The sequence below is a fragment of the Streptomyces doebereineriae genome (genome assembly GCF_031845645.1).
In the GTDB taxonomy this organism is placed as follows: Bacteria; Actinomycetota; Actinomycetes; order Streptomycetales; family Streptomycetaceae; genus Streptomyces; species Streptomyces canus.
This window is the reverse complement of the sequence record NZ_JAVREZ010000018.1, coordinates 200,171-219,697: the sequence shown is the minus strand read 5'-3', so window position 1 is coordinate 219,697 and position 19,527 is coordinate 200,171. Positions and strand designations below refer to the sequence as shown.

General features: G+C 70.4%; 18 protein-coding genes and 1 pseudogene. 11 read left to right on the top strand and 8 right to left on the bottom strand.

Annotation, left to right across the window (positions count from 1 at the left end):
* Window positions 1-52: 52 nt before the first annotated feature.
* Complete coding sequence (locus tag RNB18_RS39130) at window positions 53-2,065, bottom strand: NPCBM/NEW2 domain-containing protein (protein WP_311718848.1); 2,013 nt, start codon at window positions 2,063-2,065, stop codon at window positions 53-55.
* A gap of 153 nt (window positions 2,066-2,218) precedes the next feature.
* Between RNB18_RS39130 and RNB18_RS39125 the strand changes: the two genes are divergently transcribed.
* From RNB18_RS39125 to RNB18_RS39095, 7 genes are all read left to right on the top strand, one after another.
* Window positions 2,219-2,413 carry a hypothetical protein gene (locus RNB18_RS39125; protein WP_311718847.1) on the top strand — a complete coding sequence of 65 codons (195 nt, stop codon included), beginning with the start codon at window positions 2,219-2,221 and terminating at the stop codon, window positions 2,411-2,413.
* A gap of 143 nt (window positions 2,414-2,556) precedes the next feature.
* Entirely contained in the window at window positions 2,557-3,597 is a 1,041-nt protein-coding gene (locus RNB18_RS39120) for an NUDIX hydrolase (RefSeq protein WP_311718845.1), read from the top strand.
* Window positions 3,598-3,969: 372 nt separating this feature from the next.
* The gene (locus RNB18_RS39115) at window positions 3,970-4,998 is read left to right on the top strand and encodes an ABC transporter permease (RefSeq protein WP_311718844.1); all 1,029 of its coding nucleotides are present in this window, start codon (window positions 3,970-3,972) and stop codon (window positions 4,996-4,998) included.
* Between the two features lie 80 nt (window positions 4,999-5,078).
* Complete coding sequence (locus RNB18_RS39110; RefSeq protein ID WP_311718843.1) at window positions 5,079-6,746, top strand: ABC transporter substrate-binding protein; 1,668 nt, start codon at window positions 5,079-5,081, stop codon at window positions 6,744-6,746.
* Window positions 6,747-6,818: 72 nt separating this feature from the next.
* Complete coding sequence (locus RNB18_RS39105) at window positions 6,819-7,811, top strand: ABC transporter permease (RefSeq protein WP_311718842.1); 993 nt, start codon at window positions 6,819-6,821, stop codon at window positions 7,809-7,811.
* 27 nt (window positions 7,812-7,838) lie between these two features.
* Complete coding sequence (locus RNB18_RS39100) at window positions 7,839-8,915, top strand: ABC transporter ATP-binding protein (RefSeq protein WP_311718840.1); 1,077 nt, start codon at window positions 7,839-7,841, stop codon at window positions 8,913-8,915.
* The gene (locus RNB18_RS39095; protein WP_311718839.1) at window positions 8,912-10,033 is read left to right on the top strand and encodes an ABC transporter ATP-binding protein; all 1,122 of its coding nucleotides are present in this window, start codon (window positions 8,912-8,914) and stop codon (window positions 10,031-10,033) included. Before RNB18_RS39100 ends, RNB18_RS39095 begins: the two co-directional genes overlap by 4 nt.
* On the opposite strand, the gene RNB18_RS39090 is transcribed toward RNB18_RS39095, so the two are convergent.
* The 4 genes and pseudogenes from RNB18_RS39090 to RNB18_RS39080 all read right to left on the bottom strand — a co-directional run bounded on the left by RNB18_RS39090 (window position 9,934) and on the right by RNB18_RS39080 (window position 12,984).
* Window positions 9,934-11,040 (bottom strand): acyl-CoA synthetase family protein, encoded by a 1,107-nt coding sequence (locus RNB18_RS39090; RefSeq protein ID WP_311718838.1) that lies wholly within the window; start codon window positions 11,038-11,040, stop codon window positions 9,934-9,936. The genes RNB18_RS39095 and RNB18_RS39090 overlap by 100 nt on opposite strands.
* Before the next feature lie 151 nt (window positions 11,041-11,191).
* Window positions 11,192-11,314: pseudogene (locus tag RNB18_RS53905) on the bottom strand (hypothetical protein); the annotation flags it as partial.
* A 2-nt stretch (window positions 11,315-11,316) separates the two neighbouring features.
* A complete protein-coding gene (locus RNB18_RS39085; protein ID WP_311718837.1) occupies window positions 11,317-11,532 on the bottom strand; it encodes an MBL fold metallo-hydrolase in 216 nt (71 codons plus the stop codon).
* A 96-nt stretch (window positions 11,533-11,628) separates the two neighbouring features.
* A complete protein-coding gene (locus RNB18_RS39080) occupies window positions 11,629-12,984 on the bottom strand; it encodes a dipeptidase (protein ID WP_311718835.1) in 1,356 nt (451 codons plus the stop codon).
* Between the two features lie 133 nt (window positions 12,985-13,117).
* Here RNB18_RS39080 and RNB18_RS39075 point away from each other — a divergent pair, with 133 nt between their 5' ends.
* Window positions 13,118-14,389, top strand: coding sequence for a geranylgeranyl reductase family protein (locus tag RNB18_RS39075; RefSeq protein ID WP_311718834.1), 1,272 nt, complete (start codon window positions 13,118-13,120; stop codon window positions 14,387-14,389).
* Window positions 14,390-14,408: 19 nt separating this feature from the next.
* Here the strand turns inward: RNB18_RS39075 and RNB18_RS39070 are convergent, their stop codons facing one another.
* A complete protein-coding gene (locus RNB18_RS39070; protein ID WP_311718833.1) occupies window positions 14,409-14,858 on the bottom strand; it encodes a nitroreductase family deazaflavin-dependent oxidoreductase in 450 nt (149 codons plus the stop codon).
* Between the two features lie 132 nt (window positions 14,859-14,990).
* On the opposite strand from RNB18_RS39070, the gene RNB18_RS39065 reads away from it, so the two are divergent.
* The 3 genes from RNB18_RS39065 to RNB18_RS39055 all read left to right on the top strand — a co-directional run bounded on the left by RNB18_RS39065 (window position 14,991) and on the right by RNB18_RS39055 (window position 17,701).
* A complete protein-coding gene (locus RNB18_RS39065) occupies window positions 14,991-15,683 on the top strand; it encodes a TetR/AcrR family transcriptional regulator (protein WP_311718832.1) in 693 nt (230 codons plus the stop codon).
* A 123-nt stretch (window positions 15,684-15,806) separates the two neighbouring features.
* Window positions 15,807-17,039, top strand: a complete 1,233-nt coding sequence (locus tag RNB18_RS39060) for a sensor histidine kinase (RefSeq protein WP_311718831.1) — start codon at window positions 15,807-15,809, stop codon at window positions 17,037-17,039.
* Window positions 17,036-17,701 carry a response regulator transcription factor gene (locus RNB18_RS39055; protein ID WP_311718830.1) on the top strand — a complete coding sequence of 222 codons (666 nt, stop codon included), beginning with the start codon at window positions 17,036-17,038 and terminating at the stop codon, window positions 17,699-17,701. The genes RNB18_RS39060 and RNB18_RS39055 overlap by 4 nt, the downstream gene beginning before the upstream one ends.
* Here RNB18_RS39055 and RNB18_RS39050 read toward each other — a convergent pair.
* Window positions 17,662-17,949, bottom strand: coding sequence for a DUF6332 family protein (locus RNB18_RS39050; protein WP_311718829.1), 288 nt, complete (start codon window positions 17,947-17,949; stop codon window positions 17,662-17,664). The two genes, RNB18_RS39055 and RNB18_RS39050, sit on opposite strands and share 40 nt — an antisense overlap.
* A 73-nt stretch (window positions 17,950-18,022) precedes the next feature.
* A complete protein-coding gene (locus tag RNB18_RS39045) occupies window positions 18,023-19,510 on the bottom strand; it encodes an MFS transporter (RefSeq protein WP_311718828.1) in 1,488 nt (495 codons plus the stop codon).
* Window positions 19,511-19,527 lie beyond the last annotated feature (17 nt).

Genomic DNA, 19,527 nt, shown 5'->3' with positions numbered 1-19,527 from the left:
GCAGAAACGTTCACTTGGCGGCCGGCTCCGAGGACCCGGCCGCCAGGCGCCGTCAGCAGTTCAACCGCGCGTCCGCCCAGTCCGCGTGGTCCGAGTCGATGCCGTCCCCGCCGTCGGTGACGACGAGCCGGACCAGCCGGGCACCGGTGATGTCCGCGGTGAGCGGCTCGGCCGGCATGGCATTGGTCAGGACACCGGTGGACGCCACCTTGGTGCCGTCCGCCCAGACCTCGAAGGCGACGGTGCCGTTCGCGCCCTTCTCGTCGTCGACACCGACGTCGGCGGTGACGGTCTCGCAGGCCGCGCCGGTGTAGTACTCGACGGCGCTCTCCGCGTGCACCCCGAGCCCCTTGGCGTACACCACCCCGCCCATGGTGATCGGATGACCGTCGCCCGCGGCGCTCTCTCCGTTGCTGGTGTTGCGTTCCACGGGACCGTAGCCGTTGGCGGCCGACAGCCACGGAAGGTCACCGAGATCTGAGGACCCCGACGGCGGCGGCACCACCACGGTCGCGGTGAACGGCAGCACGTTCTCGACCCGCTCACCGGCCGGTGAGCGGTAACTCGCCTTGAGTGTCAGGTCGTACGACCCCGTCGGCGTCCCCTGTGGCGCGGTGACCGTCCACGTCGTGCGGAGCGAGCGGCCCGTGGACAGGGCCTTGGAGGTGGTCGGCGAGGTCGGCTTCACGGCCCAGCCCTCGGGGCCGGACAGCCGTACGGAGACCTGCCCGGCCGGGGTGCGACCCAGGTCGGTGACGGTCGTCGTCAGCCGGGCCCGCGTGCCGGCCTGGACCAACGGACTGCCGTCCAGGCCGAGTTCGACGGCGGGCGGGTGCTGGTTCCACCTGCGGTCGGCAGCGACCCGCACGAGGACCGTTCCGTGCGCCGGGACGGTCGCCGAGATCGTGCCCGCGGTGTTGTAGCTCCTGTGCTGCCACAGGTCGCGCAGGGTGTAGGCGGCGGCGTCGGGCAGGCCGACGGCCGCGGCGGTGGTGGCGATGCGCTGCGGGCTGCCCGTCTCGTTGAACAGGGCGACCGCGCGGCTGCCGTCCTTCATCTCCTTGGCGACGACCCAGCGTCCGCCCTCGGAGGAGACGACAGAACCCTGCTTGCCCAGCGGGTCCTGGTCGACGGCGATGACCTCCTTGTTGCCGAGGATCTCGAAGGTCTCGTCGGAGGCCGTGCGCAGGTCGCTGCCGATGAGCAGGGGGGCCGCCATGACCGACCACATCGAGAAGTGCGAGCGGTACTCGGTGGCCGTCATGCCGCCGTTGCCGACCTCGAGCATGTCGGGGTCGTTCCAGTGGCCGGGGCCCGCGTGGGACGCGAGGGGGAGGTTCTGCTTGAGGATCGACAGCATCGAGCCCCAGGTGTCGCTGATGTCCCCGGTGGTGCGCCACAGGTGTCCGACGTCGGCGGCCCACTCCCAGGGCTTGTTCTGGCCCCATTCGCAGATGCTGTAGACGATGGGTCTGCCGGTCGCCTTGAGGGCGTCGCGCATGGTCGTGTAGCGCAGTCTGGCGTCCACGCCCTGGTTGTTGCAGTTGTCGTACTTGAGGTAGTCGACGCCCCAGTCGGCGAACTGCTGTGCGTCGCTGTACTCGTGGCCCAGCGCGCCCGGGAAGCCGACGCTGCTGCACGTCTTCGTGCCCGCGCTGGTGTAGATGCCGAGCTTGAGGCCCTTGGAGTGAACATAGTCGGCGACGGCCTTGATCCCGTTCGGGAAGCGGGCCGGGTCAGGGACGAGCTTGCCGTCCGCGTCCCGGGCCGGCAGGGCCCAGCAGTCGTCGAGGTTGACGTACTGGTACCCGGCGTCCTTGAGGCCCTTCTCGACGAAGATGTCCGCGATCCCCTTGACCATGGACTCGTCGAACTCGGCCCGGCAGTGGGTGGAGTTCCAGTTGTTGAAGCCCATGGGCGGGGTGAGGGCCAGGCCGTCGGCCAGGGCGGGTGACGCCGGCCCCTCCTCGTCCGCGACGGCGGGAGCCCCGGGCACCGCGAACAGCAGCACGGTGAGTGCGGCGACCGTCCTTCGGCGGGTTGTGCGGGTGTGAAGGTGACGCATCGTTACGTTCCTCCGAACCGGCAGAAGGTGCGATGACGGCATGTACGCGTCATTCGGTGTGGGTTAAAGGTAGGACGTGTTGGACTGTGGTGGAAGAGAGCGGCACGGCGTACGGCAGCGTGACCCATTGCGTCCGGCGACGTTGATCAGGCCATGAAGAAGCGCAGCATGCTCGCCCTCGCCTCCCTCGCCACCGGCTTCGTCGTCGCGGCGGTCACTCCCTCGCACGCCGTGGGTGAGGACCTCGACCGCGTCGACGTCGACAAGACCCTCAGCAGCCTCGACCACACCGTCGCCAGCGACAGTCTGGACGGTGTGGACGGGTCCGCCCTCGGGGGGAACGGCTGACGAGGCCTGCGCGGACCGCGGCACCGGGGCCCCTCTGGACGAGGGGCCCCGGTGCCGCGTTTGTGCGCCCTCATCTGCGGCTGGTTTCCGTGGCAGGGTGGAGCGGGCAAGCCTCAGGGGGCCAAACAGAAGAGGGGGAGTCCGTGATCGTCTGGATCAACGGCGCGTTCGGTGCGGGGAAGACCACCGCCGCACGGGAACTGATCGAACTGATCCCGAACAGCACGCTCTTCGACCCCGAGGACATCGGCGCGGCGGTCGTGCGTCTGCTGCCGCCCAAGCACCTCACCGAGGTCGGCGACTTCCAGGACCTGCCGATCTGGCGACGTCTGGTGATCGACACGGCGGCCGCGATGCTCGCCGAGCTCGGCGGGACCCTCGTGGTCCCCATGAGCCTGCTGCGCCAGGAGTACCGCGACGAGATCTTCGGCGGCCTCGCCGCCCGAAGGATCGCCGTCCGGCATGTTCTCCTCGCTCCGGCGGAAACGATCCTGCGCGAGCGAATAGCCGGGCGGGACACCCCGCCGACACTTCCGCCCGGCGAGATGGGGCAGGGGCACTGGGCGTACGACCACCTCGAGCCCTACCGGGCCGCCCTCGCCTCCTGGCTCACCGCCGACGCCCACCTGATCGACACCGGCGCGCTCACCCCGTACGAGACGGCCGCCCGCATCGCCGAGGACCTCGGCGCGGGGACCGTCCCGGTGTGCGACATCGTGCAGACCCCCGAGCCCACCGCCGAGACCGTGGCCGCCGGGGTCCTCCTCTTCGACGAGCACGACCGGGTGCTGCTCGTCGACCCCACCTACAAGGCCGGCTGGGAGTTCCCCGGCGGTGTCGTCGAGCCCGGCGAGGCGCCTGCCCGGGCCGGTGTGCGCGAGGTCGCCGAGGAGACCGGCATCCAGTTGGAGGACGTACCGCGTCTCCTCGTCATCGACTGGGAGCCGCCCGCGCCTCCCGGATACGGCGGACTGCGCCTCCTCTTCGACGGCGGCCGGCTCGACTCCGACCGGGCGCGGGCGGTGCTGCTGCCCGGTCCCGAGCTGCGCGGCTGGTGTTTCGCCAGCGAGGAGGAGGCCGCCGACCTGTTGCCGCCGGTGCGCTACGAGCGGTTGCGGTGGGCGCTGCGGGCCCGGGAACGCGGGGCCGCGCTGTACCTGGAAGCCGGGGTTCCGATCGGCTGACGTCCGGGGGAGGCCCCGTCGGCATTCGGTGCCGACGGGGCCTCGCCATGTTCGAGGCATGTTCGACTCAGGCAAGCGGAGGGCGAGAACCAGCCAAGGGAATCGTCGCGATACCTCCATGTCAGAGCTAACGAAACGTCCCGCCCTCGTCAACTCTTGGCAACGAGCGCAAACAATCCCCTTTTCGGGCATTTTCCGCCTTGACCGGCCTCTCGGCGTGTTGCGACAGTCCGCTCAGTCTCACGGCGCCGACAACGGCCGGCGACCGACGTCTTTCCCTCAGGGAACCAACAGCCCCATGACGAGACCCTGTCCGCCGGCGACGGCGAAAACTCCGCGCCAGCCCCAGCACATACCCGGGACGTCCGCACGATGACGACGCAACAGCAGCCGATGCCCGCCGACACCGGCACCACGCAAGCCGGTGAACCGTCGCCGCACCCGCGGAGCGACGCCGCGGTCATCACCGGGCGTTCGCCCGCCCGTATGGCCTGGCGGCGCATCAGACGGGACAAGGTCACCCTGATCGCGTTCGTGATCACCGTCCTGTTCATCCTGGTCGCGCTGCTGGCTCCGGTCCTGACGGCGATCACCGGCTGGGGGCCGATCACCCCCGACGGCAAGGCGATCGACCCGGACACCGGCAACTTCCCGCGCGGTGCGCTGGGCGGCATCAGCCTCACCCACCTGCTGGGGGTCGAACCGGGCACGGGCTACGACCTGTTCGCCCGGATCGTCTACGGCCTGCGCACCTCGCTCCTTGTCGGCTTCGCCTCGGCCGTGCTGTCCACCGTCGTCGGTGTCGTGGCGGGCCTCGCGGCGGGGTACTCCGGCGGCTGGGTCGACTCCGTGCTGTCGCGGATCATGGACGTGATGCTGGCCTTCCCGCAGCTGCTGTTCATCATCGCGCTGACCCCGGTCATCCAGAACGCGATGCAGACCAACAGCCACGGCGGCACCGACGAGAACCTCCGGCTGCTGGTCCTCGTCCTCAACATCGCGGTGTTCGCCTGGGCCTACACCGCCCGGCTGGTGCGCGGGCAGGTCCTGTCGCTGCGTGAACGGGAGTTCGTCGACGCAGCGCGGATCATGAGCGCCGGCCGGTGGCACATCCTCTTCCGGCAACTGCTGCCGAACCTGTGGGCGCCGGTCCTGATCTCCTTCGCGCTGGCCGTCCCGCAGAACATCACCACCGAGGCGGCCCTGTCGTACCTCGGCGTGGGTGTCATCCCGCCCAACCCGGACTGGGGGGCGCTGCTGTCGGACGCCTCCGAGTACTTCCTCCAGGACCCGATGTACCTGTTCGTCCCCGGCGTCCTGCTCCTGGTCCTCGTCCTCGGGCTCAACCTCCTCGGAGACGGAGTCCGGGACGCCCTCGATCCCCGCGCGGCCCGCAGCTGACGCGGTCCCCCTCAACACCGGCACGCACGGCCCCACTCGGGTCGCATCGCCGAGCCGTAAAAGAAACGGAGTATCACCCAATGACGCGCAGAAGGCGCTCGATCGCGCTCACGGCCACCGCCGTGGCGATCGCCCTGGGGGCCACCGCATGCGGGGGCTCCTCCAGCACCACCGGGAGCGGCTCCCCGACCAAGGGCGGCACGCTGACCGTCCTCGACCACGCCGACTTCGACCATCTCGACCCCCAGCGCACCTACACGACCGAGGGTTCGAGCATGGACCAGGAGATCGTGCGCACCCTGACCGGATGGGACGAGACGGGCTCCCAGCCCAAGCTCGTCGGTGATCTGGCCACCGACACGGGAACGCCCAGCAAGGGCGACACGGTGTGGACCTTCCACCTGCGCAAGGGCGTCGTGTGGCAGGACGGCACGCCCGTCACGGCGCAGGACGTCAAGTACGGCGTCGAGCGGACCTTCTCGCCCGACATCAACGGCGGTCCGCCGTACGCCAGTCAGTGGCTGGTCGGCGGCTCCTCCTACAAGGGGCCCTACTCGGGCAAGGAGCTGGCCTCCATCCAGACGCCCGATGCGTCCACGATCGTGTTCCATCTCGGCCAGCCCGTCGCGGACTTCAACGAGACGACCGCCATGCCCGGCTGGTCCGGGGTGCCCAAGGCCCACGACACGGGTTCCACGTACGACACACACGTCTGGTCCGACGGGCCGTACATGATCAAGTCGTACACCAAGAACAAGGAAGTCGTCCTCGTCAAGAACACGCACTGGAAGCAGTCGACCGACCCGATCCGGCAGCAGAACGTCAATGAGATCGACGTGAAACTCGGCCAGGACCAGTCGGCGATCGACCAGCAGATCAAGTCCGACGCCGGCGCCGCCCAGACCTCGATCATGCAGTGGCCGATCGCGGGCTCCGACCTGACGACGATCTCCAGTGACCCGTCACTGAAGTCCCGTCTCTACAACATTCCGGCTCCCGGCATCAACTACCTCGCCATCAACACCACACGGACCAAGGACCTGAAGGTCCGTCAGGCCATCGAGTACGCGATCGACAAGACCACCGTCCGCGGCGCGTTCGGCGGCTCGGCGTACGGCGACTACGCGAGCACCATGATCAGCCCCGGTATCGGCGGCTACCAGAAGTTCAACCTCTACAGCACCAACCCCGCGGGCGACCTCACCAAGGCCAAGGCGCTGATGAAGCAGGCCGGGAACCCCAAGCTCACCATGTCGCTGGCGGTGGAGAACACACCGACCCTGGAGCACTTCGGTGACGCGGTGAAGACGTCGCTCGGGAAGATCGGCATCACCGTGAACATCACCCCGATCGACGCGGCGAACTACTTCAGCAACGTCGACAACGTGAAGAACCAGTACGACCTGACCTGGGTCGACTGGATCGCGGACTGGCCGAACGCCTCCACCGTGCTGCCCGTGCTCTTCGACGGACGGCAGATCGCCAAGCTGCCGCAGTCCAACCAGGACCAGGCGTACCTGAACGACCCCGCGGTCAACACCCAGATCGACAAGATCGCCAAGATGACCGACGTCAAGCAGGCGAACGCCGCCTACGGCGCCCTGGACGAGCAGATCATGAAGGACGCGGCGGTGGTCCCGCTGATGTACATGAACTTCAGCGAACTGGCGGGCTCCAAGGTCGGCGGGGTCATCCCGGACCCCATCCTCGCCGAGCCCAGCCTCGTCCACGTGTACGTCAAGAACTGACGCACCCCTCCTCGGCCCGCCGGCGGTTCCCCGGCCGGCGGGCACCCCCTCTCACGTCAGGTCCAGCACGACATGGTTCGTTACCTCATCCGGCGCCTGCTGGCAGCGGCCGCGATCCTGCTGGTGATCACCGTGATCACCTTCGTGATCTTCTTCGCGCTGCCGTCCGATCCCGCACTCCTGGCCTGCGGCAAGACCTGCTCGCCCTCCCGGCTGACCGAGATCAAGCATTCGCTCGGGCTCGACAAGAGCTTCCTCACCCAGTTCTGGGAGTTCTTCAAGGGCCTCTTCGTCGGCCGTGACTACGGAGACCAGAGCCTGCGCGTGCACTGCGGCGCGCCCTGCCTGGGCATCTCCTTCCAGACCGACACCCCCGTCCTCAGCACCCTGCTGGGCGACTTCCCCGCGGACCTCTCGCTCGGACTCGGCGCCGCGGTGTTCTTCCTGATCCTGGGCGTCGGCCTCGGCACGCTCGCCGCCGTCCGCCGGGGCAAGGCCGCCGACAAGGCGGCGGTGGGACTCGCCCTGCTCGGTGTCTCCGTGCAGATCTACTTCGTCGGGCTGCTGCTGCTGTACCTGTTCGTCGACAAGTGGCAGATCCTGCCCGCCTCCGGCTACACCCCGATCACCCAGGACCCGAGCGCCTGGTTCGAGGGCCTGATCCTGCCGTGGGCCACCCTGGTCATCGTCTACCTCGCGCTGTACACCCGGCTCACCCGCTCCTCCATGCTGGAGGTCTTCGCCGAGGACTACATGCGCACCGCCCGGGCCAAGGGCCTGCCCAGCGGCAAGGTCGTCCTCAAGCACGGCCTGCGGGCCGCCATCACCCCGATCCTCACCATCTTCGGCATGGACGTCGGCTCGCTGATCGGTGGCTCCGCGGTCATCACCGAGTCGGTGTTCGGCATCAACGGCATCGGCAAGCTCGCGGTCGACTCGGTGCAGAACTCCGACCTGCCCGTCATCCTCGGCACCACGCTCTTCGCGGCCACCTTCGTCGTGCTCGCCAACGTGGTCGTCGACGTGGTCTACGGCCTCGTCGACCCCCGTGTCCGCCTCGCCTGAGCCCCCTCACCGCAGCAAGGAAAACCCGTGTCCCTCCAGACCTCAGCGCAACCGGCGGACGTCGATCCCGCGGCCGCCCCCTTCCTCGACGTACGGGACCTGCGCGTGCACTTCCCGACCGAGGACGGGATCGTCAAGTCCGTCGACGGAGTCTCCTTCACCCTGGACAAGGGCAGCACCCTCGGCATCGTCGGCGAGTCCGGCTCGGGGAAGTCGGTCACCTCGCTGGCCCTGCTCGGGCTGCACAAGGGCACGCGCGCAGTCGTCTCCGGGAAGATCCGGCTGGACGGCAGGGACCTGGTCGCCCTTCCGGAGCACGACATGCGCGCGCTGCGCGGCCGGACCGTCTCCATGATCTTCCAGGACCCGCTGTCCGCCCTGCACCCCTACTTCACCGTCGGCGCCCAGATCGCCGAGGCCTACCGGGTCCACCACAGGGTCTCGAAGAAGGAGGCCCGGGAGCGTGCCGTGGAGATGCTGAAACGGGTCGGCATCCCGCAGCCCGAACGCCGGGTACGGGACTATCCCCATCAGTTCTCCGGCGGCATGCGACAGCGCGCCATGATCGCCATGGCCCTGGTCTGCGACCCCGAACTGCTCATCGCCGACGAGCCGACGACGGCCCTGGACGTCACCGTCCAGGCACAGATCCTGGACCTGATCCGCGATCTCCAGGAGGAGTTCGGCTCCGCCGTCATCCTCATCACCCACGACCTCGGCGTGGTGGCCGACATCGCCGACGACATCCTGGTGATGTACGGCGGCCGCCGTATCGAGTACGGCACCGTGCGCGACGTACTCAAGGAACCCCAGCACCCCTACGCCTGGGGGCTGTTGGAGTCCATGCCACAGATCACCGGGGACGTCGAACAGCGGCTGAACCCGATCGCCGGGTCACCGCCCAGCCTCATCAACCCTCCCGGAGGCTGCGCCTTCCACCCCCGCTGCACCTACAAGGGCTGGGTGCCGGAGGGGCGTTGCGCGACGGAGCGGCCCGAACTGGTGGCCGTCCCCGGCACCGGCCGGCACCTCGCCGCCTGCCACCTCACCTCCGAGACCAGGCAAGAGATCCGCCTGCGTACGGCCGCCGGGACCGCGCAGTGACCGCGGCGGACGAACAGGAGCATGCCGTGAGCACCACTCAGCCCGCCGCCGGGGAGCACCTGCTCGACGTCAGCGGCCTCACCAAGCACTTCCCGATCCGCCACGGCATCGTCTTCCAGCGGCAGATCGGCGCCGTGCACGCCGTCGACGGCATCGACTTCACGGTCGGTGCGGGCCAGTCGCTCGGTCTGGTCGGCGAGTCCGGCTGCGGCAAGTCGACAACCGGCCGCCTGATCACCCGGCTGCTGGAACCCACGGCCGGGAAGGTCGTGTTCGACGGCGAGGACATCTCCCACACCCCCGAGAACCGGATGAAGGAGGCTCGCCGGAACCTCCAGATGATCTTCCAGGACCCGTACTCCTCACTGAACCCCCGGCACACGGTCGGCACGATCGTCGAGACGCCGATGCGGCTCAACGGCATCAACCCGCCGCAGGGCCACAAGAAGCGCGCCCAGGAACTGCTGGAGACGGTCGGCCTCAGCCCCGAGCACTACAACCGCTACCCGAACGAGTTCTCCGGGGGCCAGCGCCAGCGCATCGGGATCGCCCGCGCGCTCGCGCTGCGGCCCAAGCTCATCGTGGCCGACGAACCGGTGTCGGCGCTGGACGTCTCCATCCAGGCGCAGATCGTCAACCTGCTCCAGGACCTCCAGCGGGAGTTCGGCATCGCGTTCGTCTTCATCGCCCATGACCTCGCTGTCGTACGGCACTTCTGCGAGCGCGTCGCGGTGATGTACCTCGGCAAGATCGTCGAGGTCGCCGACCGGCAGACGCTGTACACGCGGCCGAGGCACCCCTACACCCACGCCCTGCTGTCCGCGGTGCCCGAGGCCGATCCGGACGGCGTCCGCCGGCGCGAGCGCATCCGGCTCGCCGGGGACGTGCCCTCGCCGGTGGACCCGCCGTCCGGCTGCCGCTTCCGTACCCGCTGCTGGAAGGCCCAGGACAGGTGCGCGACCGACGAGCCGCCGCTGGTGCGGGTGGCGGGGAACGCGGAGGGGCACCTGACGGCCTGTCATTTCCCGGAGGAGCCGAGCGTCGAGGCCCGCGAGGAGGACATCGTGCTCGATCCGGCCCTGACCGCACTGGAGGACAGCGCCTCGACCTCGTCGTGAGGGTACGGGGTGAGCCTGCTCTCCTGTTCCAGTCGCCGGTTGAAGTCGCCGACCGCGACTGCCAGTCGGGCGTGCCGCGAGATGAGTGCGGCCGCCGCCGCGGGGATCTGCTCGGGGCGCCTGCCGTCGGCGCATGCGCGGATGAACTCCTCGCGTTCGTCCCGGCCGAGGCCGTACTGGTCGACGACCAGCCAGTGCACCAGATAGGAAAGGGCGTAGGCGCGGTCGTAGTCCCGGTGGCGGTCGTAGAAGTCGCGTTCCTGCGAGTTGAGTTGGAAGCGGCTCGACAAGGACAGCCCGTAGTCGGTCAGGTGGAGCCGGTGTCCGTCGGTGAGGAGGTTGCCGAAGTGGGCGTCGAAGTGGATCAGTTGCCGCTGCTCACGGAGGAAGCCGGTGACGGATTCGAGACCCTGCTCCACGAGGGCGCAGGCCGACTCGGCTTTCTCCGTGCGCAGTTGGGCGGAGAACCAGTCGTGCAGGGTGTGCGGCACGTACTCCAGGAACAGGGTCAGGCTCGCGGACGCCGTGCGCAGGGCCTCGACGCGCTCGCGGCCACCGCCCCAGTAGGCCACGCAGCGCTCCACGTCGGCGAGTTCACCGGGGAGCGGCTGGGGGAGGTCGCGCAGCACCCGCCAGTGGTGCAGCAGCGGGTAGCCCGGAAAGCTGCCTGAGCGCACCCAGTCGGTCGTCATCTCGTGCACGGCCAGCTCACGCCAGGCACCGAAGCCGGGGCTGCCGATCGCGCCGATGCCGTAGTGGAAGTGGGGCGGCAGGCCGAAGAGGTTCGCCGTGGAGCGGACGTGGTCCGGCTCGAGCTCGATGGCGGTGAGCGGCACCTGCTTCACGAAGATCCCTACACCGTCCACCTCCAGCAGGCTCGCCCGTCCGCCGATGCCGGTGCCTGCGGGTGTGCCGGATGCCACCAGGTCGGCGAGTGCGTCGTCGCTCAGGAGGGCGAGGGAGGCGGCGGTGTCGGCGTGGGTGCTGAGACGGGTGGGGGAGACCATGGACCCATGATCGGTCCCCCGCGGCCGAAGCATGCGAGGTCCGGCTTGGGCCCGGTACGTTGAACACGCTGAGCAACACGTTCCCGTCGGCAGGCGAGACGGCCACGGCGTCCCCGGTGAGCAGCAGTCCGTGCTCGGGGAGATGCGGCGCGACACTGCCGGGCGTGTGACCCGGGACATGGACGACCCGCGCCCCACCGCCGAAGCCGACGGCCTCGCGAACGCGCCCTGCGGCAGGTGCCGTAGGGCTCCCGCGTGCAGGGGGCGCTCCCAGTCCTAGAACATCGGCGGCTGGCCCGGTACTTCGCCTCGTACGACGGGCGTGTCCAGCGGGTGCGCCAACACCTCGGCGCCGGTCAGAGCGCCCAACTCGCTGGCTCCGCCCACATGGTCCTCGTGGAAGCGGGTGAGCACGATCCGTCGATCGCCGCCCTTGAAGACAGGCGGCGATCGACGTGGCGGATCCTGCCGGGCCGGCTTCGGTGTCGTCACGTCGCCGTCTCGCCAGAGAGAGGCCTGGCCCACCGGGAAGCGCAGAAGGCCCCCGTCCGCGGACGAGGGCCTTCTGCCGACAGCAGCCCCGGAGGTTCAGCTCGCCGCGTAGTTGCGCAGGAACAGCGCCTCCGCCACCGACAGGCGCTCCAGCTCCTGCGGGGAGACGCTCTCGTTCACGGCGTGGATCTGGGCCTCGGGCTCGCTCAGGCCTATCAGGAGGATCTCGGCGTGCGGGTAGAGCGCCGCGAGGGTGTTGCACAGGGGAATGGAGCCGCCCTGGCCGGCGTACTGCATCTCCTGGCCCGGGTAGGCCACCGCCATCGCGTCGGCCATCGCCGCGTACGCCGGGCTGGTGGTGTCCGCGCTGAACGGCTGGCCGTGGCCGATCCGCTCGGTGCTCACGCGCGCGCCCCACGGAGTGTGCGTCTCCAGGTGGGCCTGGAGCAGCTTGGTCGCCTCGTCGGTGTCGATGCCCGGCGGCACCCGCAGGCTGACCAGCGCCCGGGCGCTCGCCTGTACGGACGGGGTGGCGCCGACGACCGGCGGACAGTCGATGCCGAGGACCGTCACGGCCGGGCGGGCCCAGATGCGGTCGGCGACCGTGCCGTCACCGATCAGTTCGACGCCGTCCAGGACCTTGGCGTCCTTGCGGAACTGCTCCTCGTCGTACTGCAGGCCGTCCCAGGACGCGTCCGGGGTGAGCCCGTCGATCGTCGTCGTCCCGTCCTTCGCGCGCAGCGAGTCCAGCACGCGTATCAGCGCGGACAGCGCGTCGGGGGCCGCACCGCCGAACTGGCCCGAGTGCAGGTTGCCCTCGAGGGTGTCGATCTGGACGCGCAGCATGGTCATGCCGCGCAGGGTGGCGGTGACCGTCGGCAGACCGGTGCGGAAGTTGCCCGCGTCGCCGATGACGATGGCGTTCGCGTCCAGCAGCCCGGGGTGCGCCTCGGCGTACCGCTCCAGGCCGCCCGTGCCCTGCTCCTCCGAGCCCTCGGCGATGAACTTGACGTGGACCGGCAGCCCGCCGTTGGCCTGGAGGGCGCGCAGCGCGAGCAGGTGCATGAGCAGGCCGCCCTTGCAGTCGGCGGCCCCGCGCCCGTACCAGCGGCCGTCGCGCTCGGTCAGTTCGAACGGCGGGGTCGTCCAGCCGGCCTCGTCCAGCGGCGGCTGCACGTCGTAGTGGGCGTACAGCAGGACGGTCTTCGCGCCCGCGGGACCGGGCAGGTGGCCGTAGACCGACTGGGTGCCGTCCGGGGTGTCGAGCAGCGCCACGTCCTCGAAGCCCTCGGCGGTGAGCGCGTCCGCGACCCAGCGGGCTGCGGCCTCGCTCTCGCTCTTCGGGAACTGGTCGAAGTCCGCCACCGACTTGAACGCCACCAGTTCGGTGAGCTCCGCCTGCGCCCTGGGCATCAGCGAGGCGACGGTCTCGGCGACCGGATTCGACGACATGGGCACGCTCCTGGTGGGTGCGACGTTGTATCTGTGAGTGCCGTAGATCCTCCCACAGTGGTCTGTGGGCGGGCCCGCCGTAGGATGCGGGAGACAGGTGCGGCAATGGCTTGATCGGGAGCAGCAGACCATCGTGAGCAGCGAGAACTCTTCGGCGGACGATTCTTCGGCGGACGGCGTGCAGGACGACGGACAGCGGGTGTGGGACGTCGTCGTGGTGGGCGCGGGACCCGCGGGGGCCTCGGCCGCCTACGCGGCGGCGGTGGCCGGGCGGCGGGTGCTGTTGCTGGAGAAGGCCGAGTTGCCGCGGTACAAGACGTGCGGCGGCGGCATCATCGGCCCCTCACGGGACTCGTTGCCGCCCGGTTTCGAGCTGCCGTTCCGGGACCGGGTGCATGCGGTCACCTTCTCGAACAACGGCCGCTTCACCCGCACCCGGCGCTCCAAGCAGATGCTGTTCGGGCTGATCAACCGGCCCGAGTTCGACCAGCAGCTCGTCGAGCACGCGCAGAAGGCGGGCGCCGAGCTGCGCACGGGCGTCACCGTCCAGCGCGTCGAGCAGCACGGCTCGTCGGTGCCCGACCGGCGCACGGTCGCCGTGGTCCTCCAGGGCGGCGAGACACTGCTCGCGCGGGCGGTCGTCGGGGCCGACGGCAGCGCCAGCCGGATAGGAGCTCACGTCGGGGTGAAGCTCGACCAGGTGGACCTCGGCCTGGAGGCGGAGATCCCGGTGCCGGAGACCGTCGCCGAGGACTGGAAGGGGCGGGTGCTCATCGACTGGGGCCCGATGCCCGGCAGTTACGGCTGGGTCTTCCCCAAGGGGGACACCCTGACGGTCGGGGTGATCTCGGCACGTGGTGAAGGCGCGGCCACCAAGCGGTACTTGGAGGACTTCATCGCGCGGCTCGGTCTCGCCGGGTTCGAACCCAGCATCTCCTCCGGCCACCTGACCCGCTGCCGTGCCGAGGACTCGCCGCTCTCGCGCGGGCGGGTGCTGGTGTGCGGTGACGCGGCGGGGCTGCTCGAGCCGTGGACCCGCGAGGGCATTTCCTTCGCGCTGCGCTCCGGGCGGCTCGCGGGGGAGTGGGCGGTGCGGATCGCGGAGGCCCACGACGCGGTGGACGCCCGGCGCCAGGCGCTGAACTACGCGTTCGCCGTCAAGGCGGGGCTCGGCGTGGAGATGAGCGTCGGCAAGCGGCTGCTGACCGCCTTCGAGCGCCGTCCCGGCCTGTTCCACGCGGCGCTGACGGGCTTCCGGCCCGCGTGGAACGCGTTCAGGGATATCACCCAGGGTTCGACCTCGCTGGGCGAGCTCGTCCGGGGCCGGCCGATGGCCCAGCGGGCGCTGGCCGCGCTGGACCCGCGGTCTGCCGAGCGCGGGGCGGGCGGCGAGGCCACGTCCTGACCGGTCACTTCCTCACCGGTCACTTCTTGACCGTGAGCCGGAAGACCGGGTGGTCCGGGGCGGCCGCGATGATCTCCTCGTCGGAGGACTTGGCGGTCACGCCCTGGAAGTACTGGTTGACCTCCCAGCCCCACTTCTCCAGGTAGGTCCGCAGGATCGGGAGCTTCTCCGCGTCGGGGAGCTCCACCACGGTGAACTCGCGCACCTTGCGGCCCACCCGCAGCTCCCCACCGCCGGCGGCACGCATGTTGCGCACCCACTGGGAGTGACCGCGCGCCGAGACCAGGTACTGCCCGCCCTCGTACGTGTGCGGGTTGACCGGGATCCGCTGCATCTGCCCGCTTTTGCGGCCGCGCACCGACATCTCCGCCGTACCGGCCAGGCTGAAGCCGTGCCGGGCCAGCCAGCCGATGACGCTGTTGAGGCGGACGTTGAGCGGGCTGCCCTTGAGGTAGTACGGCTGCGACATGGTGACCCCCATCGGATGTGCGAGAGCGGTGCTCTCGCTTTCGTGGGACCAGTCTGCACGGATCGGTGGCGCAAAGCAAGAGCAGTGCTCTCGATTGTGTGCACTGCTCTGCTTCTGTGCGACACTGGTCCTATGAGCACCGCACAAGGCGCCCGGGCCCGTGCCCGGATCGAAGTCACCGCCGCCATAAAGGACGAGGCGCGCCGGCAGCTCGCTGCGGACGGCGCGGCGAAGCTCTCGCTGCGGGCCGTGGCGCGTGAGCTGGGGATGGTCTCCTCGGCGCTGTACCGCTACTTCCCGAGCCGCGACGACCTGCTCACCGCGCTGATCATCGACGCCTACGACTCCTTGGGGGAGAGCGCGGAGCGGGCGCACGAGGCGGTGGCGGGGGCGGGCCCCCTGGAGCGCTGGGTCACGGTGTGCGAGGCCGTGCGCCACTGGGCACTGGAGCATCCACACGAGTACGCGCTCATCTACGGCTCTCCCGTCCCCGGCTACACCGCCCCCCAGACGACCGTCCCGCCCGCCGCCCGCGTGGGCCTCCTCCTGATCGGCATTGTGCGCGACGCCCACCACGGCCCGGGGGGCCTGGAGGAACTGCCCCCGGTTCCCGAAGACCTTCACGCCGAGGCCGACCGTATCGCCGCCGACCTCGCCCCGGATCTTCCGCCCGAGGTGATCACGGCCCTGGTGGTGGCCTGGGCCCAGCTCTTCGGACTGGTCGGCTTCGAGCTCTTCGGCCAGTTCAACCGGGTGGTGGAGGAGCGGGAGCCGTTCTTCCGGCACGCGGTGCGCCAGCTGGGACGGGGCGTGGGGCTGCGGTAGAGGGCGCGGGGCCCGGCCGCCGACACGCTGGGTGCCGCGGGCCGTCGTACTTCGCCGGGAGTACGCGTGATCACCGCGCTCGGGGGACGTCCTGGCCGGGTCGGGGCGTCTAGCGTGGCTGTCATGGACGGTGAGCAGGGCGTGCGCCGGGACGAGCCGCCGCGGTGGCGGTGGCGCGGGGCGTCGTGGTGGCGGCGTTCCGAGGAGGGGCAGGGGGCCCGCTGGCCGTGGCCGTCCACCCTGCTGCTCACGTTCTTCGTCCTGGCGGGGTCGAACTACGCTGCACGCCAGCAGGCCGAGCGGGCCGACCTCGATGCGTTCGCACGGGTGCTGCTCGTGATCGGCGCCGGGCTGTTGCTGTGGCGGCACCGGCGGCCGGTGCTCGTCGTCTTCGGTACGGCGGCCGCCGCGATGGTCTACCTGGGGGCCGGGTATCCGTACGGTCCCGTGTTCCTCGCCGTCGCCCTCGCCTGCTTCAACGCCATCGTGGCCGGGCACCGCAAGGCCGCCTGGACCGCGCTCGGGATGCTCTGGGCCGGGCACGTCCTGGTGGCCCACTGGCTCTACCAGTGGCTGCCGCCCTCCGGGGACCCGGCCGCCCCCTGGGGGCAGGAGGGGGTGATCGCCGCCTGGGTCGTCGCGATCGTCGCCGTCTCGGAGCTGGCCCGCACCCGGCGCGAACAGTGGGCCCGGGACCGCGCCGAACGTGCCCGCGCCGCACAGCGCCGCGCCGACGAGGAGCGGCTGCGGATCGCCCGCGAGCTGCACGACGTGCTCGCGCACAGCATCTCCGTCATCAACGTCCAGGCCGGCGTCGGCCTCGCTCTTCTCGACACCGACCCCGAACAGGCCCGCACCGCGCTCACCACCATCAAAGCCGCCAGCAAGGAGGCGCTCGGCGAGGTGCGCCAGGTGCTCGACACCCTGCGCACGCCGGGTGACGCGCCTCGCGCCCCCGCGCCGGGCCTCGACCGGCTGCCCGAGCTGGTGTCCCAGGCGGCGGGCGCGGGCCTCACGGTCGAGCTGGAGGGATCGGCGCCGGGTCTGCCTCCCGGCGCCGACCTCGCCGCCTTCCGTATCGTCCAGGAGGCGCTCACCAATGTCGTACGGCACTCGGGATCGCGGCACGCGCGCGTGCGGCTCGATCACGACGGCGGTGCGCTACGGCTGCGTATCGACGACGACGGACCCGCGACCGGCACCGACGCGGGCGGCAGCGGCAACGGTCTGGCCGGAATGCGGGAGCGGGCCGCCGCACTCGGTGGCACGATCGAGGCGGGCCCGCGTCCCGACGGAGGGTTCCGGGTGCTCGCCGTGCTGCCGCTCAAGGTGAAGGCCAAGGAGGACGACCGGTGATCCGCGTACTGCTCGCCGACGACCAGTCACTCGTGCGGGCCGGCTTCCGGGCCCTGCTCGACGCGCAGCCGGACATCGAGGTGGCCGGTGAGGCCTCCGACGGCGAGGAGGCGCTGGCCGAGGTGCGCGAACTGCGGCCGGACATCGTCCTGATGGACATCCGGATGCCGCTGCTCGACGGCCTCGCCGCGACCCGGCGCATCACGGAGGACGACACGTTGAAGGACGTGAAGGTGGTCATGCTCACCACCTTCGAACTCGACGAGTACGTCTTCGAGGCGATCCGTTCCGGCGCCTCCGGCTTCCTGGTCAAGGACACCGAACCGGAGGAACTCCTGCGCGCCGTACGGGCGGTGGTCGACGGCGACGCGCTCCTCTCGCCAGGAGTGACCCGCCGCCTCATCGCCGAGTTCGCGGCCCGCTCCAAGGAACCCGCGGCCGAGGGCGCCCTCGCCGGACTCACCGAGCGGGAACGGGAGGTGATGGCCCTGGTCGGCATCGGCCTGTCCAACGAGGAGATCGCCCGCCGCCTGGTGGTCAGCCCCCTGACCGCCAAGACCCACGTCAGCCGCACGATGGTCAAGCTCGGCGCCCGCGACCGCGCCCAACTGGTGGTGCTGGCCTACGAGTCGGGGTTGGTGCGGCCGGGCTGGCTGGGCTGAGGGCCCTGCTGCCGGAAGCGCACGAGCACACTGATCACCCGGGCGACGAAGACCACGGGCGCGATCGTGAGCCCGATGTGCAGCAGCAACTTCTCGACCGTTCCCGGCAGTTCGAACAGCAGTGCCGGTCCGGCCACCGCACCGAAGAGCACGGCTGCCGCGAACAGCGCACTGCACAGGGCGTATCCGATCTCGACGGTGATGGCGTCCCGCTCGGCCTGGTTCCGGCGTCCCCCGTAAGTCTCCATCCTTGAAGTCTCACAGCCGTGTGCCCGGCGGAGCAAGGAGCTCGGCCGGGCACACGGTGTCGGAGGCGTCCCCCTAGTCGCGTACGGTGACGCGCTCCGCCTCCTGCACAGTGGACTTGACGACCACGACGGACCGCTGCGGGCGGCGCGGGGTGCGCAGTCCCGTGAGGGTGATCAGCAGCCCGGCCGCGGCGATGGCCGTGACCACGACGAGGCCGGGGCGGTAGCTGTCGAGGACGGCCTGAGGGGTCGCGTTCTCGGGGGCGCCCGCCGTCACCACGGCGGTCACGACGGCCAGGAAGATCGCACCGCCGACCTGGACCGAGGTGTTGAGCAGTCCGGAGACCATGCCCTGCTCGTGGTCCTCGACGCCGTTGGTGGCCTGGATGTTGAGCGACGGGAAGACCAGTGCGCAGGCGGCACCGATGAGCAGCATCGACGGCAGGATCGCGGCGGCGTACCCGGGGTCCAGGTCGACACCCAGGAACAGCGCGTATCCGACGACCATCAGTGCGAAGCCCGCCGGGATCAACCGCTGGGTGCCGAACCGGTCGACGATGGAGCCGACCTTCGTCGAGGACACCGCCACCAGCGCGCCCGCGGGCAGGAAGGCGAGCGCGGTGTGCAGCGCCGACCAGCCGAGCAGCGACTGCATGTACAGGGTCACGAGGAACTGGAAGCCCACGTACGAGCCGAAGAAGGCCATGGCACCCAGCTGGGCGCGGATCTGGGTGCCGGAACGCAGCACGCCGAGCCGGACCAGCGGGCCCGGCGAACGCCGCTCGACCAGGACGAAGACCGTCAGCAGTACGGCCACGGCGAGGAAGGACAGCAGGGTGCGGGCCGAGGCCCAGCCGGACTCCGGAGCCTGTACGACGGTGAAGACCAGCAGCAGCATCGAGGCGGTGCCGAGAACGGCGCCGGGGATGTCGTAGCCGTTGTGGTCCTTCTCGCGGGCGCTGCGCGGCAGGAGCTTGAGTCCGGCGACGAGCGCGATCAGGGCGATGGGCGCGGGCAGCAGCATGGTCAGCCGCCAACTGGCCTCGGTGAGCAGGCCGGACAGCACCAGGCCCATGGAGAAGCCGGTGGCGGCGCAGGTGGTGTAGATGGAGAGCGCGCGGTTGCGCAGCGGGCCCTCCGGGAACGTCGTGGTGATGATGGACAGGCCCGCGGGCGCGGTGAAGGCCGCGCTCAGGCCCTTGATGAACCGGCTGGCGATCAGCAGCGGGCCCGAGTCGACGAGGCCGCCGAGCAGGGAGGCGACGGCGAACACGCCGAGGGCCACCAGGAAGACCTGGCGCCGGCCCAGCAGGTCGGCGGCCCGGCCGCCCAGGAGCAGCAGACCGCCGTAGCCGAGGATGTAGCCGCTGACGATCCATTGCAGCGTGGAGGTGGAAAGGCCCAGGTCGGCGCCGATGGACGGCAGAGCGACGCCGACCATCGACACGTCGAGCGCGTCCAGGAACATCGCGGCGCACAGCACCAGCAGGGTGCCCCAGAGCCTGGGTGTCCAGCGGACCACTGAGGAAGGGTCCGCGGGGGTGGTGAGCGGAGAGGTCATGCCGAAGACACTACATG